The sequence below is a fragment of the Kurthia huakuii LAM0618 genome (assembly GCF_000505545.1).
GTDB classification, from domain to species: Bacteria; Bacillota; Bacilli; order Bacillales_A; family Planococcaceae; genus Kurthia; species Kurthia huakuii.
Window position 1 is genome coordinate 559528 of record NZ_AYTB01000008.1, and the last position, 13206, is coordinate 572733.

General features: G+C 37.9%; 19 protein-coding genes. 1 reads left to right on the top strand and 18 read right to left on the bottom strand.

What is annotated here, in order from left to right; all coding sequences use genetic code 11:
- Positions 1–3: 3 nt before the first annotated feature.
- Genes yqeH through V514_RS0107190 form a run of 3 tightly spaced genes read right to left on the bottom strand, consistent with a single transcriptional unit; the run spans position 4 to position 2465 of the window.
- Entirely contained in the window at positions 4–1107 is a 1104-nt protein-coding gene (yqeH, locus tag V514_RS0107180; protein ID WP_029499260.1) for a ribosome biogenesis GTPase YqeH, read from the bottom strand.
- Positions 1108–1110: 3 nt separating this feature from the next.
- Positions 1111–1629: a YqeG family HAD IIIA-type phosphatase gene (locus V514_RS0107185; RefSeq protein WP_029499261.1), complete on the bottom strand. Its 519-nt coding sequence runs from the start codon at positions 1627–1629 to the stop codon at positions 1111–1113.
- A 53-nt stretch (positions 1630–1682) separates the two neighbouring features.
- Entirely contained in the window at positions 1683–2465 is a 783-nt protein-coding gene (locus tag V514_RS0107190) for a phosphatidylserine decarboxylase (protein ID WP_029499262.1), read from the bottom strand.
- A gap of 81 nt (positions 2466–2546) precedes the next feature.
- Here V514_RS0107190 and pssA point away from each other — a divergent pair, with 81 nt between their 5' ends.
- Positions 2547–3086, top strand: a complete 540-nt coding sequence (pssA, locus tag V514_RS0107195; protein WP_029499263.1) for a CDP-diacylglycerol--serine O-phosphatidyltransferase — start codon at positions 2547–2549, stop codon at positions 3084–3086.
- Positions 3087–3187: 101 nt separating this feature from the next.
- Here pssA and mtnN read toward each other — a convergent pair whose 3' ends face one another.
- The 15 genes from mtnN to V514_RS0107270 all read right to left on the bottom strand — a co-directional run bounded on the left by mtnN (position 3188) and on the right by V514_RS0107270 (position 13168).
- Positions 3188–3880: a 5'-methylthioadenosine/S-adenosylhomocysteine nucleosidase gene (gene mtnN / locus V514_RS0107200; protein ID WP_029499264.1), complete on the bottom strand. Its 693-nt coding sequence runs from the start codon at positions 3878–3880 to the stop codon at positions 3188–3190.
- An 87-nt stretch (positions 3881–3967) separates the two neighbouring features.
- Positions 3968–4627: a YrrS family protein gene (locus V514_RS0107205; protein WP_029499266.1), complete on the bottom strand. Its 660-nt coding sequence runs from the start codon at positions 4625–4627 to the stop codon at positions 3968–3970.
- Between the two features lie 139 nt (positions 4628–4766).
- Complete coding sequence (greA, locus tag V514_RS0107210; RefSeq protein ID WP_029499268.1) at positions 4767–5240, bottom strand: transcription elongation factor GreA; 474 nt, start codon at positions 5238–5240, stop codon at positions 4767–4769.
- A 252-nt stretch (positions 5241–5492) separates the two neighbouring features.
- On the bottom strand, positions 5493–6131 hold the full coding sequence (udk, locus tag V514_RS0107215) for a uridine kinase (RefSeq protein WP_029499269.1): 639 nt from the start codon (positions 6129–6131) through the stop codon (positions 5493–5495).
- The gene (locus V514_RS0107220) at positions 6132–7409 is read right to left on the bottom strand and encodes a peptidase U32 family protein (protein ID WP_029499270.1); all 1278 of its coding nucleotides are present in this window, start codon (positions 7407–7409) and stop codon (positions 6132–6134) included.
- 16 nt (positions 7410–7425) lie between these two features.
- The gene (locus V514_RS0107225; RefSeq protein ID WP_029499271.1) at positions 7426–8355 is read right to left on the bottom strand and encodes a peptidase U32 family protein; all 930 of its coding nucleotides are present in this window, start codon (positions 8353–8355) and stop codon (positions 7426–7428) included.
- 14 nt (positions 8356–8369) lie between these two features.
- A complete protein-coding gene (locus V514_RS0107230) occupies positions 8370–9002 on the bottom strand; it encodes an O-methyltransferase (protein WP_029499272.1) in 633 nt (210 codons plus the stop codon).
- Between the two features lie 147 nt (positions 9003–9149).
- Positions 9150–10265 carry an endolytic transglycosylase MltG gene (gene mltG, locus V514_RS0107235; protein ID WP_029499274.1) on the bottom strand — a complete coding sequence of 372 codons (1116 nt, stop codon included), beginning with the start codon at positions 10263–10265 and terminating at the stop codon, positions 9150–9152.
- Positions 10266–10459: 194 nt separating this feature from the next.
- Positions 10460–10747, bottom strand: a complete 288-nt coding sequence (locus V514_RS0107240; protein WP_029499275.1) for a DUF1292 domain-containing protein — start codon at positions 10745–10747, stop codon at positions 10460–10462.
- A gap of 15 nt (positions 10748–10762) precedes the next feature.
- Positions 10763–11278, bottom strand: a complete 516-nt coding sequence (locus V514_RS19680) for a DUF1292 domain-containing protein (RefSeq protein WP_029499277.1) — start codon at positions 11276–11278, stop codon at positions 10763–10765.
- 12 nt (positions 11279–11290) lie between these two features.
- Positions 11291–11833 carry a DUF1292 domain-containing protein gene (locus V514_RS0107250; RefSeq protein WP_029499278.1) on the bottom strand — a complete coding sequence of 181 codons (543 nt, stop codon included), beginning with the start codon at positions 11831–11833 and terminating at the stop codon, positions 11291–11293.
- Between the two features lie 14 nt (positions 11834–11847).
- Positions 11848–12174 carry a DUF1292 domain-containing protein gene (locus V514_RS0107255; protein ID WP_029499279.1) on the bottom strand — a complete coding sequence of 109 codons (327 nt, stop codon included), beginning with the start codon at positions 12172–12174 and terminating at the stop codon, positions 11848–11850.
- A gap of 12 nt (positions 12175–12186) precedes the next feature.
- A complete protein-coding gene (locus V514_RS0107260) occupies positions 12187–12468 on the bottom strand; it encodes a DUF1292 domain-containing protein (protein WP_029499280.1) in 282 nt (93 codons plus the stop codon).
- A gap of 11 nt (positions 12469–12479) precedes the next feature.
- The gene (gene ruvX, locus V514_RS0107265; RefSeq protein ID WP_029499282.1) at positions 12480–12899 is read right to left on the bottom strand and encodes a Holliday junction resolvase RuvX; all 420 of its coding nucleotides are present in this window, start codon (positions 12897–12899) and stop codon (positions 12480–12482) included.
- A complete protein-coding gene (locus V514_RS0107270) occupies positions 12899–13168 on the bottom strand; it encodes an IreB family regulatory phosphoprotein (protein WP_029499284.1) in 270 nt (89 codons plus the stop codon). Before V514_RS0107270 ends, ruvX begins: the two co-directional genes overlap by 1 nt.
- Positions 13169–13206: the final 38 nt, after the last annotated feature.

The window sequence follows — 13206 nt, forward strand, 5'->3', positions numbered from 1 at the left end:
CCCCTAAATAAGTGACGGACGAATCATTACTTCTACGCCAGCTGGAGCGTAAGCCGCAATAACAACATCTGGATTTTGGACTGTAATCCAACCAAGTCCAGAGAATACGATATCTGTTTTACCTTCTTTAATTGAGAACTCATGGCGCACTAACTCTGGTAATTGTTCGATGAATTCTTTTGTTGGAGGCGCAAGTAGGTCTCCTTTATGTGTCGCATATAATTCATCAGCCTTTTCAAGCTTTGTACGGTGAATCGTTAAATCATTCGCGATGTGCACAGTGAAATTTGAGCGCATTCCTTGAATAAAGTCAAAGCGCGCCAATGCACCGATGAATAGCGTTTGTTCCGCATTCAACTGGAATGTTTTAGGTTTAATTTCTTTTTTCGGCATAATATATTTTAATTCTGATGGGTCAATATAGTGCGCCATTTGGTGGTGATTAATAATCCCTGGTGTATCAAAAATTGCTTTTTTATCATCTAATGGAATTTCAATCATATCAAGTGTTGTCCCTGGGAAGTATGACGTTGTAATGACATCACCTTGTCCAGTTGCTTGTTTGATAATACGGTTAATAAATGTTGATTTCCCTACATTCGTACAACCTACTACATAAACATCTTCCCCACGACGATATTCCTCGATTTTTGTCATGGCTTCTTCAATGCCCGTACCTTTATGTGCTGATACAAGTAACACATCAACTGGTTTCAAGCCAAGCTGTTTTGCTTCATGACGAATCCAGTTAACTACTTTTTTCGGGTTAATTGATTTTGGTAATAAATCAACTTTGTTCGCGATTAATAATACCGGGTTGTTGCCGACAAAACGGTGTAACCCTGGTAACCAACTTCCATTAAAATCAAAAATATCAACGATTTTTACAATTAAGCCTTTTTGTGTTCCAAGACCATTTAAAATACGTAAGAAGTCATCATCCGTTAGGGCAACAGGTTGTAATTCATTATAATTTTTTAAACGGAAACAGCGCTTGCAAATAATTTCTTCCTTTTCAAGTGCTGATGCTGGTGCGAATCCAGGTGCTTTTGAATCTTCCGTTTGGATTTGTGTGCCGCAACCAATGCAGTGTGGCATTTCGTTCATAATTTATTTTTCCCTCCAAGTTTCAATACCTTTTTTGCGTAAATAATTAAATACGCGGCGTTCTAGGCGACGGTTTAATTTCGTAACAAGGCCGTCCGATTGAGCGACAGGTTTCACTAAAATTGTATGCAAATGAAGCGCATTTGCACCGAGCATATCCGTCATCATTTGATCCCCTAGCATCAACACTTGGTGTGATGGTAGATTCATCAATTGCAAACCGCGTTGAAAGGCATTCGTCAGCGGCTTTCTTGCTTGGAAAATGTACGGTAAGTCAAGCGGTGCAGCAAAATGCTTCACGCGTGCCTCTTTGTTGTTTGACACAATGACCACTTGGATGCCCGAATCGCGAATAAGCTTTAACCAAGCCATTAATTCTGGCGTGGCATCTGCGCGGTCCCATTCTACTAATGTATTATCAAGGTCTGTAATAATTCCTCTAATCCCTAACGCATGCAATTTTTCAGGCGTTACATCATAAACAGAATCTACAAACTCTCTTGGCATAAAACGTTTATACAAAACTATTTCCCTCATTTTTCAATTATTCATTGTGCAACAAGTTACTTAAAAGATTATAACACATCCGCAAACGCTTCACCCACTCGGATTACTGCGTTCTTTTGAACATTATCAAAGAATGTTACACAATCTTTTTCAAATAACATAATGACCGTTGAACCAAATTCAAAATAGCCAACCTCTTCGCCTTTTATCCATTGTTCGGTCGTATTTGTCAGCTTGATAGAATTGACAAACATCGCACCCACCTTAATAAATGCAGTCCGTCCACAAGTAGTTTGCAGTTCCGTAACAAGACGATAGTTATGTGAGAGTGGTTGCTTCCCATACGTCAATCCTAACTTGTTTACAGGATAAGAACGATTGCCAAGTACATATTGGCGCAACACATTACCATCAACTGGACTATGCATACGATGATAATCTGCTGGGCTTAAATAAAAGACGATGTATTGTCCGTTTTTATAATGCGCTGCATGTTCATCTTTTCCTAGTAAATCATGTAATGAATAGTTTTTTCCTTTCACAACAAATTGCTGCTCTGTTGTAATTTCACCAAATGATTCAATTTTTGCGTCTACAGGACTTACAATATGGTGTGGATTTGCATCAATTAGTCGCGCCGTGTCGATTAATTCTCGTGTAAAAAACTTTTGTAGTGACGTAAATTTATCGAGCGATTGTGAAACTTCTTCGGTATTAATCTCGTAGAATTGTTTATATGACGGGATGAAACTTTTACTAATAGGGCTCGTCATTATATGTTGAAGCATTTTTGATGTCATTTTACTGTTTGTTAGTTCGATCATAGTGCGGTATAATTTTTCTTTAAGCATCTAGTTTAACTCCCTTGGCATCTGTTTGTTTTCTTAACTAACAGTATAATAAAGCTACAAGAAAATAAAGGAGCACAATTCATGTTTTTACTCCAAAGAGTCGATGAGACTATAAAAAAAGTAAAGTCACAACTAGCGAATATTGTTACGCTATGTAATATTTCGTTCGGCGGGGCATCGATTATGGCGACGTTTAGTGAAGCCTATAGTCATGCGGTCCTTTATATTTTCATCGCAGCACTGTTAGATCGCTACGATGGAAAAATTGCTAGAAAATTTAATCAAGAATCAGAGCTTGGTAAACAGCTTGACTCGATGAGCGATATTATCTCATTCGGTGTCGCCCCGGCCTTATTATTATATTCATCCGTCTTAGCTCAACTAGGTTCAGCAGGTATGATTGCGGCAATACTTTATATCGTATGTGGCGCATTTCGACTGGCACGCTTTAATGTGTCAGAAGCAAATGGTTGTTTCACCGGTTTGCCAATTACAGCAGCAGGCGTTATTTTAACCGCATCATTCTTGATTGCGCCATTTATTAATCCTGGTGTCTACTTAGTTATTTTCCTTGTACTATCATATGTGATGGTTGCGAATTTTCAGCTCAAAAAAATATAGTGAACATTTTTAAGCATGCTCGGCTTTATAATCATAAAGCTAGCATGTTTTTTTGTGCCATAAAAAAAGAACCGCACATCGGCGGCCCTTCACATGCAAACTTATAATTTTTCAATTGCTTTTAACACAACTTGCGTTGAATGTTTTGCAGCAACTGGTAAAAATTCATCAAAACTAATATTTGATTCTTTCCCAGCAATATCTGATAATGCGCGAATAACAACAAATGGTGTACCAAATTGATAACATACTTGTGCAACTGCAGCTGCTTCCATTTCAACAGCTTTCATCGTTGGGAATTGACCACGCACTTTTTCAACTCGTACAGGGTCGTTCATAAATGCGTCCCCTGTTGTAATTAATCCTGTTGCTGATTGATGCGCGCCTACTTCAGCTACCGCTTCTTGTGCAATGTTCATTAAATGTTCATCTGCTTTAAAGCCTGCTGGCATTTGTGGTACTTGGCCAATTTCATAGCCGAAAATAGTAGCATCTACGTCATGGTGACGTACTTCATCTGAAATAACGATTGCGCCAACATCAAGTGCTTCATCGTAGCCACCTGCTGAACCTGTATTGATGACAACATCTGGATGATATTTCTCCAGTAAAATTGTTGTAGACATTGCTGCATTTACTTTGCCAATACCCGATTTTAATAACACAACATCTTTTCCTTTATATGTTCCCTGTGTATATTCACTGTTGGCAATTGTTTCAGATGTTGCATTTTCTAATGTTGCGCGTAGAAGTTCTACTTCCTCTTCCATTGCGCCGATTACTGCGATTTTCATAATGGTTATTTCCACCTTTCAAATTCTATCTTCTCTACGATATACAAAAAATCCTGTAGTCGTCAAGAACTACAGGATTTTTCTACATTAATAAGTGCCTTCTAATGTTTTTAAAACATCGATTTGTTCTGCTTTCCAGCCTTTATCAGCTACCCATTGCAATGTTACACGATATTTTTTCGCACCATCTACAGTTGTTACAATACCGATGGTCCGATCATTTGCGCCACCATTTTTCACGCGAATAATTTTCATCGTATCTTCAGGAATATTCGTAACCGTTGCCAATGTCGTTACTTTTTCTTGCCAATCGACTGAAGTACCATCATAAGCAGATACGTGGCCTTCTCCAATATTTTCCGTTTGTGTGGTTTTTGTTGGTTTCCATGTTGAATCGACAATGGTCATTTCAACATTCGCATCACTTGATTCACTTTGCGTTACTGTTGAACGTTCTGTAATATCCTTTTGTGCATCTTCAGCGCGTTGTTGCGCTTGTTCTTTTTTCGCTTGTTCTTGTTCTTTTTGTACATCTTCTGTACGTGAATTTGTCTCTTTTTGTTCTGTTTTCTGTTCAGTTGTTTGTTGATCAGAACCATCATATGTAAGAACAAAATAGCCAACGATCACAATTAAAATACTAACAACGGCAATCGCGATATTTAATAGTTTATCGGATTTTTTATTATTAGGTTCAGGCGTTGGATTATAACGTCGGCGCCTTTGTTGTGGTGGTTGTTGGTCCAATGTCATCACCTCATAAGCATATCATAGCATATTTTTAAGAAGTAACGCGCTTTGCACATATTACAATCGCGCTACATTTCGTTAACAAAACGAAAAGCGACAAGCAAAAGTTGCCTGCCGCTTCTCTTTTACAAAGCAATTATTTCACTTCGATAATTTTGACGCTGAATTCGCCACCAGGAGTTGAAATCTTAACTGTTTCGCCAACTTTGTGACCTAGTAAACCTTTTGCGATTGGTGAGTCATTTGAAATACGACCTTCAAATGGATCTGCTTCTGCTGAACCAACAATTTGGTATGTTTCAGGCTCATCACCATCTTCTTGGAATGTTACTGTACGGCCGATTGAACAAATGTCAGAACTGTCTGCTCCTTCTTCAATGATAACGGCGTTACGAATCATTGTTTCTACTAATTTGATACGGCCTTCTACGAAACCTTGCTCGTCTTTCGCTGCATCATACTCAGAGTTCTCTGAAAGGTCACCATAGCCGCGAGCGATTTTAATACGCTCTACAACTTCCGGTCGTTTTACGGTAATTAATTCTTCTAATTCTTTTTCTAATTTTGCTTTACCCTCTGCAGTCATCGGGTATTGTTTTTCTGCTGACATGCTAGTCACTCCTTAATTACTGTACAAGTATTGAACCTTTTCTTAGGAACAGAGCACTTTTGCCCTTATTTACTAAGCTATCCCCAATAGTCCGTATGGTTAAACGAGATTTCTATTCCTAACCATAACGGCAAGTAATAAAAATACTATGTCGCTTACTAAAATGTAGTAAGCGACATAGCTGTTAGTTAGTGTAACGTCCCCAATAAAAAAATTTATCGGTTCAAAGACAAATTCTCACTATCCATAATATTACACTATGTTGCTAGATTCAAGAATTGTTTTGATTTTTGTCACCATTAAATCGATTGCGACCTTATTTTCGCCGCCTTCAGGAATAATAATATCTGCGTAACGCTTTGTTGGCTCAATAAATTGATTATGCATTGGACGTACAACGCTTAAATATTGATCGATAACAGAATCCATCGAGCGACCACGTTCGTTAATATCACGTAAAATACGACGGATAATGCGTAAATCCGCATCGGTATCAACGAATAATTTCATATCCATTAAATCCCGTAAACCTTCATCTGCTAGTACAAGAATTCCTTCAAGAATAATGACATCTTGTGGTTCAATATGCACGGTTTCTTTTGAACGTGTATGCAATGCATAATCGTAAATCGGTTTTTCAATAGCTTCACGATTTAATAATTTTTGAATATCTTGCGCTAATAATTCATTATCAAACGCATTTGGATGGTCATAGTTTGTTTCTAAACGTTGTTCAAATTCTAAGTGGCTTTGATCTTTGTAATAATAGTCTTGTTCAATGACAACGACAGAATGGTCCTTAAACACGTCTAAAATGGCATGTGTAACACTCGTTTTACCTGAGCCTGAACCTCCCGCAATACCAATTACAACTGGGCGACTTTTTGTCATCTATCGCATCTCCTTACGCATCATATCATATGGGCTTACTTTTTTTGGGCATTTAAAACGCACAATTTCAAGTGGGTGACGAGCAGCATCTAATGAATTCCCTTTTTCGTCGAAAATTTCTTCCACAACAACGCGGAAGTTTTCAATATTCGGTCCGAAAAATTCTACTTCATCGCCTGGTTTGAAATAATTACGTTGTTGCAACGTAATCATTTGTGTTTCATCATCGTAGTCAAGGACCATACCGCAGAAATCATATGTTGTTTGTTTACTATGAACGCCAAACATTTGTTGTTCAAATCCTGGCTCACCTTCAAAGAATGACGAATCGGTTTCGCGGTTTGCACATTTTGCGAGCTCTTCCACCCATTCTTTTTTAATGACAAAATTTTCAGGATCTGCACAGTAGGCATCCATTACTTTGCGATAAACAGTAACTACTGTTGCAATATAGTGAATCGATTTCATACGACCTTCAACTTTCATTGAATCAATGCCTAATTCAATAATTTTCGGAATTGATTCGATTAAATTCAAGTCTTTCGGGCTCATTGCAAACGCTTCATCGTCTTCAGCAAACAATGGCTTTTCTTCACCATCTTCAACTGCATATAAATCATAATCCCAGCGACATGATTGGCAACAACCGCCACGATTAGAATCGCGTGCAGTCATATGGTTTGAAAGTACACAACGTCCTGAATAGGCAATACACATTGCACCGTGAACGAATGATTCAATTTCAATATCGACATTTTCCTTCATCAGTTTGATTTCTTCTGCGCCTGTTTCACGCGCTAACACAACGCGCTGTAAGCCTTCATCTTTCCAATATTGTACAGCTTTCCAGTTGGAAAGTGATTGTTGCGTTGACAGGTGAATTTCAAGTTTTGGTGCTACTTCGCGACATGTTTCGATAATTAATGGATCTGCTACGATGATACCTGTTACACCTGTTCCCTCAATGGCCACTAAATAGTCTTCTAAACCATCCATATTGTCGTTATGAGCAAAAATATTTGTTGTTACATAAATTTTTGCGCCATATTTATTTGCAAAATCAACGCCTTCGCGCATTTCGTCAATTGAGAAGTTACCAGCATTTGAACGCAAGCCAAACTCTCGACCTCCGATAAATACCGCATCTGCGCCGTAATGTACAGCGATTTTTAATTTTTCTAAGTTACCAGCAGGTGCTAGTAGCTCAGGCTTTTTCGTAATAACGCGTTTACCATCGATAATCTCGCTAATACGATCATTGATTTCAATTGTTGCCATCGTATTTGGCTCCTCCCTAGTAAACTGTTTCCTTGAAGAAAAAGCCGGTATCAAGTGGACGTAATGCTGGCTGAATCGCTTCAATCGCTTCGACTAATTCTTCCTTCATATCAATATAAGCATCTTCATCTTCAAAGTATGTATCGATTGCTTTACGATATTGCGCTACAACGGTTACAACATATGCTTCTTGTTGAAGAACACCTTCAATACGGAATACATCAATACCTACTTCAAACAATTCTTCTAACTCATCAATGATGCACATATCTGCCGGTGAAAAAATATGCGTGCCATTATAATCTTCATAAATTGGATATTTATTGCCACGTTCTTTATCATGTAAAAACATATTGCGTGCTTCTTTACGATTTTCTACTTCCATCGCTTTATCTTGATACAGGAAATAGTTACCTAAAAGTGGGCGTTTTGATTGGAACATACATGTCATACCATGTACTTGCACTTCGATTTCCACATTGGCATTTTCTTTGATTTCAACGATTTCTTCAACGCCTAATTCACGTGCAAGATATGTACGCGTTGCACCGCGTTTACCCCAATAATTAGCTTGGAACCAGTTTGTTGCAATTGTTTCCGCATCCCAATGAAGCGGTGTCTTAGAATTTATTTCACGCTTTGTCATGACAACAGCTGGGTCGCCAAAATAAATCGCGTCAACACCAATTTCATCGATTGCTTCCATATATGGCGCTAACAATGGTACACGATCGTTATGAAAAATCGCATTCATTGCGACATATACTTTTTTGTCCGCTGCATGGATTAATGCAGTGGCTGCCTTTACATCTTCCAATGTAAACTCGCCTGCTAAACGTAAACCAAATTTTTCTTCACCAATTAAAAACGCATCTGCTCCAGCAATAAGTAGCGCTTCTACATGTTTGACTGATTTCGGCGTTACGAGTAATTCAGGTTTCTTCATCAATAGGTCACCTCTTACTTTTTAATACAAACTAATAACCCATCACCGATTGGGAAAAATGTTGATTGATAGTCTTCGTTTTGAATGACCCAATCAGCAAAATGGTGTAGGTTACGAATCATTGTTCTTTTTCTTCTTGGTACATCTTTCATATCTAAATCTGATAAACCATGCATATACATGTTATCGATATATAAAATGCCCCCTTGTTTCACAAGTGGGCTATATTTATCAAAGAATTTTTGATACTGCCCTTTTGCGGCATCAATAAAGATAGCATCAAAAGTTTCATGAGTGGATGTAACCTCTACTTCCAATGCGTCTCCTTCAATGAGCTTAATGCGGTCCGCTACCTCTGAACGTGCAATAAAATCTTTTGCATTCACAATACGTGTCTCATCACGTTCAATAGTAATGATTTGACACTGTGGTACTGTCATCGCCATACGAATTGCTGAGTAGCCAATGGCACTACCTACCTCTAAAATTCGTTTAGGCTGTTGAATACGCAACATTTGTAGCAATGTTTCAATGGCCGGCAACTGCATAATTGGCACATAATTTTCCTCTGCGAACTGTTCCATTTCTAGCAATAAATCACTTCGCTTAGAAATGAAGGAGCTCGTGTAGGCATCTGAAATATTCACGTTTAACGCTCTCCCTTACATCTATACAAAATACACTTTATCCTATCATAAATGGTTGTAAAAAGCGAGAGTACGGGCATTGTGTCACGACTTCGTAAAAAAAAATAAAAAAAGAGGTGGCTAATTAGCACACCTCTTTAGCATTTCTTATTTAATGTATTTTGCTACATTTTTTTGATGTTCTGCATATGTTTTCGCAAAGTGATTTTGGCCATCTTTATCCGCCACGAAATAAATATATTCTGTCGTTGCTGGATCAATTGTTGCCTTTAATGATTCAATACCTGCATTTGCAATTGGCCCTGGTGGTAATCCTTTATTCGTGTAAGTATTGTATGGATTGTCCACTTTTAAATCTTTATATAAGACACGATTTTTATGTTTTCCTAATGCATATAATACCGTCGGGTCCGTTTGAAGTGGCATATCTTTTTCAATACGATTGTTAAAGACACTCGCAATCGTTTCGCGGTCTGTGCTAGCTGTTGCTTCACGCTCTAATAGTGATGCAAAAGTTAAGAAATCATGTACGGACATATTCTTTTCTTTTAACGTCGGTAAATATTGTTGAACAACTGTATCGGTTTGTTTGACCATATCGGTTGCGATTGTTTCAAGCGATGGTTCTTTTTCATAAAATGCATACGTTGCCGGATATAAGTAACCTTCTAAAGCATAACGAATATCTTTGTCGTTTACCGCTTTCGTTACAGTATCAGGGAATTGTTCTTTCATTTTTTTAATGAATTCTTTGCTTGTCACTAAATCCATAAATTGCTCTTTCGAATAATTCGTATTTTTTGCGACACGATCAGCAATTTGGTCGATTGTTAATCCTTCTGGTACAGTCAGTGTAAACTCTGGTGTACGATAAATTTTACCTGTTTTCAAACTTTTAATAATTTCTTCAATCGTCATAGACGGCGATAAATTATATGTACCTGCTTGGAAACCTGCACTATTATTAAATTTTGTATAATATTTGAAGATTTTCGCATTTTTAATAATGCCTTTATCTTCTAATGTTGCGGCGATTGTATCAATTGATGAACCGATTGGCACTTCAATTTTGACGCTTTTATCAGACTCCGTATCAACAGGCTTCAATGCACCTTGTACATAAAAATAGCCCCAAATACCGACAATTAACACAAGCGTAACAATAATAGCCGTTGCAATTAATACGATTTTTTTAGCGATTTTTTGCTCACTTTGGCGTTGCTCTAATTTTTTCAGTTGCTTTTCAGGCGATTGAGAATCCACAACATACCCTCCTTTTTTCCACATTTCATTATACATGGTTCTAAGCAATTGCACAAAAAAGAGGCTGGGACAAAACAGTTCATTTTCCTTTTTTAGCGTTCGCAACAAAAAACCGGAACCGCGCTGTGGCGCGGTTCCGGTTTTTTTATACTCATCTGAGAGGGTGTTGTTACACGTATGTCCCCGCCTCTTTATTAATTTGCTGAATCATCCAAGCTCATAATGGTATTAATAACTTCTTCGAGCATTTCCCATTCTTCTTCTGATTCAATCTCATAAAGTGCTTCGCCACCATCATCTGCTGGTAACACTTCCGCTGCTTCAATAAATACTTCCGCCGTTTCATCATCTGTATCTTCACAGAAAATCAAATACGTCTTTTCACTATTTGTTGGTTCAACGCGAGATAAAATTTTATAAACTGTCTCATCGCCATCTTCGTCATATTCAACGAAAGTTAGGCCGTGAAAGTCTTGTGCCATCGTATAACGCTCCTCTTAGTCTTCGTGACCAGATAAGATTTCAGTTAAGATTTCTTGCACTTTTTCAAATTCTTCGTCTGATTCAATTGGTGCTAAACCTTGCTCACCAGCTTCATTTTCTCTAATGATAGCTACTTGAAGTTCTGGATTTTCAACTTCTTCTTCTACAAACGCTACATATGTTTTATCTTCTACAGTAAAGCGTGCGATAACAACAAATGTAATTTCATTACCATTATCATCTACTGCAACAATATGCTCTGCATTTTCTTCATCTACACCGTTTGATAAACGTTCTAGTACTTCTGCTACTACTGCTTGGTCCTCTGATGATTCTACTGGTTGTAAATCTTCGTTACCATCTGCATCAACAACGATAACTGCTGCTTGCACTTCAGAACCACCTTCTTTTTCTTCTGCAAATAAGATAAAATCCTTACCATTTGCTTCAAAGCGTTCGATGACTGCAAAAACGATTTCGTTGCCATTTTCATCTACCGCTACTAAATGTTCGTGGTTGTGCTCTGCCATTTACGACATCCCCTATTCATTATCCATATTGTGTAGTACTTCATCAATTAATGCTAACTCTTCATCGCTGTCAACTGGGAATAGCTCTTGACCATTTTCAGTATCTACAAGCTCTGCTGCTTGCATTAAAGGTTGTGCTTCGCTTTCATCATAATAAATGATGTAGTTTTTACCATCGATTTCTAGGCGACGTTCAATCGCAAAAACAATTTCGTTGCCATCTTCATCTTCAGCATATAAATGCTCGTGATTATGTTCGTGCTCATGATCATGGCCTTGACCTTCTTCAGGTTCAAATTCTCCTGATTCTACCAAGTCATTTAACATATCATTAATTAAGTCCATTTCTTGTTGCGTTTCGATTTCACCAAACGCTTCACCGCCATTTTCTGTCGGTACTAATGTTGCGGCTTGAATTTCATTGCCAACTGCTTCGTCATTTGTCGCATAAAAAATAATGTATTTTTTATCGTTTGCTTCAAAGCGTTTCACAACAACCAATTCAATTTCTTGGCCTGCATCATTATGAATATATAAACGTTCTAATTCGCTCATGTGTTTGCCGCCTTCTATGATTGTTTCGATTGCTCGTCAATAATTGATTCAATGTACTTCCATTCAGCAGTACTTTCAATTAAATCAAGTTCGCCATCGTCTGTTAAGATTACCGGAATAATATCCGTTTTTCCTGCTTCATCTTCTTCATACCCTACAGCTGCATACAATGCAAAGCGTTTACCAAATTTGTTGCCTTTTGCTTCTTTTGTAATAAGTGAAAGCTGTTCGTATAAATTTTCATTACCATCTTCATCGACTAATGTAATGATTTTGAACGGATCTTCTTGCACTTCGGTGCTGTTTACTTCAACGTTTTCGTTGTTTATTTCTTCGCTCACGTCAACAGCCTCCTATGCTTCTGTATTTTCTTCTAAGTTGTTGAAAATGTCTTCGATATATTCTTGTTCTTCAGGTGTTTCGATATCACCTAGTTCGCCGTCTTCTGAGCCTTCATCGATTGATGCTACATATACGCGCACATCTTCGTCATCTGATTCATCTTCTACATAATAAAAAATGTATGATTTACCAAATTTATTGCCCTCATCTGTTGGTTCAATTTTGTAAACGATGACCGCTTGGTGTTCTACGCCCTCTTCGTCAACGATGATAAATGTTTGATTCTCTTCCATTATTGTCACCTCTAAAATGATTTTCGATCTAAATAGCCTTGTAAAATCATTACAGCAGCCATTTTATCAATTACTTTCTTACGATCTTTACGACGAACATCCGCTTCAATTAAGACACGCTCTGCAGCCATTGTCGTCAAGCGCTCATCCCATAAAGTAACCGGAAGTGCAAATTGTGCTTCTAATTTTTCTTTATAGGCAATCGACGCTTCGCCGCGTGGACCAACTGTGTTATTCATATTTTTTGGAAAGCCAACAACAAATTCTTTTACGCCGTACTCTTTAACTAACTCACTAATACGCGCTAAACCAAATTCGCCGTTTTCTTCATCAATCTTAATTGTTTCGATACCTTGAGCCGTCCAACCAAGTGCATCACTAATTGCAACGCCGACTGTCTTTGTACCGACGTCTAAACCCATTACTCTCATTATTTTGCCTCGTTATTCTTTTTGATATAAAACTTTACTAATTCTTCGACAATCTCATCACGTTCTAATTTACGCATTTTTGCACGCGCATCTTGATGGCGTGGAATGTACGCAGGATCACCTGATAATAAATAACCTACGATTTGATTGACCGGGTTGTACCCTTTTTCTTCTAGTGCCGCATGTACAGAAAGCAACGTTTCCTTGACTTCCTGTTCCATAGATTCTTCCGGGAAATTAAATTTCATCGTTTGATCGAACTTACTCATGCAATGCACCCCTCTCAGATTCATTAGAAACCATATAC

Coding starts and splice junctions, on each gene's coding strand:
- yqeH (WP_029499260.1), bottom strand. CDS start 1,107: ATGAACGAAATGCCACACTGCATTGGTTGCGGCACACAAATCCAAACG.
- V514_RS0107190 (WP_029499262.1), bottom strand. CDS start 2,465: ATGCTTAAAGAAAAATTATACCGCACTATGATCGAACTAACAAACAGT.
- pssA (WP_029499263.1), top strand. CDS start 2,547: ATGTTTTTACTCCAAAGAGTCGATGAGACTATAAAAAAAGTAAAGTCA.
- mtnN (WP_029499264.1), bottom strand. CDS start 3,880: ATGAAAATCGCAGTAATCGGCGCAATGGAAGAGGAAGTAGAACTTCTA.
- greA (WP_029499268.1), bottom strand. CDS start 5,240: ATGTCAGCAGAAAAACAATACCCGATGACTGCAGAGGGTAAAGCAAAA.
- udk (WP_029499269.1), bottom strand. CDS start 6,131: ATGACAAAAAGTCGCCCAGTTGTAATTGGTATTGCGGGAGGTTCAGGC.
- V514_RS0107220 (WP_029499270.1), bottom strand. CDS start 7,409: ATGGCAACAATTGAAATCAATGATCGTATTAGCGAGATTATCGATGGT.
- V514_RS0107225 (WP_029499271.1), bottom strand. CDS start 8,355: ATGAAGAAACCTGAATTACTCGTAACGCCGAAATCAGTCAAACATGTA.
- V514_RS0107240 (WP_029499275.1), bottom strand. CDS start 10,747: ATGGCACAAGACTTTCACGGCCTAACTTTCGTTGAATATGACGAAGAT.
- V514_RS19680 (WP_029499277.1), bottom strand. CDS start 11,278: ATGGCAGAGCACAACCACGAACATTTAGTAGCGGTAGATGAAAATGGC.
- V514_RS0107250 (WP_029499278.1), bottom strand. CDS start 11,833: ATGAGCGAATTAGAACGTTTATATATTCATAATGATGCAGGCCAAGAA.
- V514_RS0107260 (WP_029499280.1), bottom strand. CDS start 12,468: ATGGAAGAGAATCAAACATTTATCATCGTTGACGAAGAGGGCGTAGAA.
- ruvX (WP_029499282.1), bottom strand. CDS start 12,899: ATGAGAGTAATGGGTTTAGACGTCGGTACAAAGACAGTCGGCGTTGCA.
- V514_RS0107270 (WP_029499284.1), bottom strand. CDS start 13,168: ATGAGTAAGTTCGATCAAACGATGAAATTTAATTTCCCGGAAGAATCT.